Below are 1,414 nucleotides of genomic sequence, written 5' to 3'. Positions count from 1 at the left end.
TCTTAGCCGAGCGACCTCTGCGGATGATTCGTCCCGCGTTGTCGACATGGACGTCGACGCTCTTAGCGGGGCTACCTCAGTCGATGCTTTCGCCGCGCCTTTAGGGGGCGGGGCAGCCGCATCGTATTCGAAGAATCAATCGTGGCTCCCTACACGATTCAGTTTTCAAAGAACGACTTGACCCACAGGATGTGGGTCGTTCGACGTTTCGGCATGGACGCCGAGGTGGTAGTCGAACATCCTTGCCTTAATGCCTTAGCGTTACTTGCACTCCAGAGTATAAGTTGCAACTAAGCGACCAGTCGCTAAGTTGAACTAAATGCCCTGTAGGTGCAGAGAACGAACATCTCGCGGGTCGATGAAAAGCGCCACGTCCTGTGGCATCATCGACACTAGATCATCCAGTTCTTCGCGACAAAAGCTATACTATCACGATACAGAAACCGTTTCAAACACATGCGTGAAACAAACTGAAACAAAATTCGATTTGAATCGATATTAGTTCTGCTCAAACAATAAGATACTACTTATTGCTCACAAATTCACACCTGTTCTTCTATAAAATTAACGAAGTTCAGGAGCATCTGCCGGACCTGTACAATGTTTCTCGAGTTGCTGCCGGGCTTCCGCTGGTATGGGGGCCGATTTTTGTGCGGGATAATCGAAATGGATCAATGTGGCCTGTCCTCTCGCTACCCAGTTCCCTTCCTGATTTCGCAGGGCATGCTCCACAGTGAAACTGGAGTTTCCCAATTTCCCTATCCAGCTGATTACTGTGATTGTCTCTGCAGGTTTCACTTGTTCAAGATAGTCGCAACGTGTGGAAGCCACGATCAAATTCCAGTTCGCAAGATCCAAGGAAGGATTGAAGATCCTGAAAATATCTGTACGCGCTTCCTCCATATATGTATAATATTTTGCGTTGTTAACATGTCCCAATGCGTCGCAATCACTAAATCCGACTCTTATTTGATGCTCAAACATTCATCCTCACGCCTTTCTTAAATTTCTTACATTTTAATGTAACAAAAAAGAGGCAAGGAGAACATCCAAGCCTCTACCAAATGAAGTATACCAGCAAAAGTTATCTGCCTCTCTCTATCCATTCCTTAGTTTATTGCCTGTCTTGGATCACAACATTTAACTTGAGGATGCGCAAACCCAACCGCTCATATTCTCCTTTCATAATGGAATCGGCTGCCGGCAAGGATTGAACTTGATAAAGGAAATCCTCCCGCAGTTTTCTGATGTCGACATCCTGGCAAACGTCCGGAATGCTTTTCAGTGACGGCATTGAATATTGATACAACTTTCTAACGCCTCGGAGCATCCCTTTTTTCAATTTGAACTGGGCCGTTGCGACTTGCACCAGCGCTTTGTAGAAAAGTTTATCAACCGGATCGTTGCTTTGCTT

At 46.0% G+C, this 1,414-nt stretch carries 3 protein-coding genes; 1 reads left to right on the top strand and 2 read right to left on the bottom strand.

From position 1 onward, the window contains the following. Window positions 1-181, top strand: a 181-nt coding sequence (locus tag EFBL_RS20935; protein WP_216640723.1) for a hypothetical protein, incomplete at its 5' end; no start/stop codon positions are given. Between the two features lie 383 nt (window positions 182-564). On the opposite strand, the gene EFBL_RS12175 is transcribed toward EFBL_RS20935, so the two are convergent. Continuing rightward, a complete protein-coding gene (locus EFBL_RS12175) occupies window positions 565-984 on the bottom strand; it encodes an acyl-CoA thioesterase (protein ID WP_096182395.1) in 420 nt (139 codons plus the stop codon). Window positions 985-1,114: 130 nt separating this feature from the next. After that, the coding region (locus EFBL_RS20585; RefSeq protein WP_172899703.1) for a hypothetical protein at window positions 1,115-1,414 on the bottom strand (300 nt) is incomplete at its 5' end.

The sequence above is a fragment of the Effusibacillus lacus genome, from assembly GCF_002335525.1.
GTDB classification, from domain to species: Bacteria; Bacillota; Bacilli; order Tumebacillales; family Effusibacillaceae; genus Effusibacillus; species Effusibacillus lacus.
The sequence above is the reverse complement of the archived record's forward strand: the minus strand, read 5'-3'. Positions and strand labels throughout refer to the sequence as shown.

What these genes read in the sequence shown, in the direction of transcription:
- EFBL_RS12175 (WP_096182395.1), bottom strand. Translation starts at nt 984, where the DNA reads ATGTTTGAGCATCAAATAAGAGTCGGATTTAGTGATTGCGACGCATTG.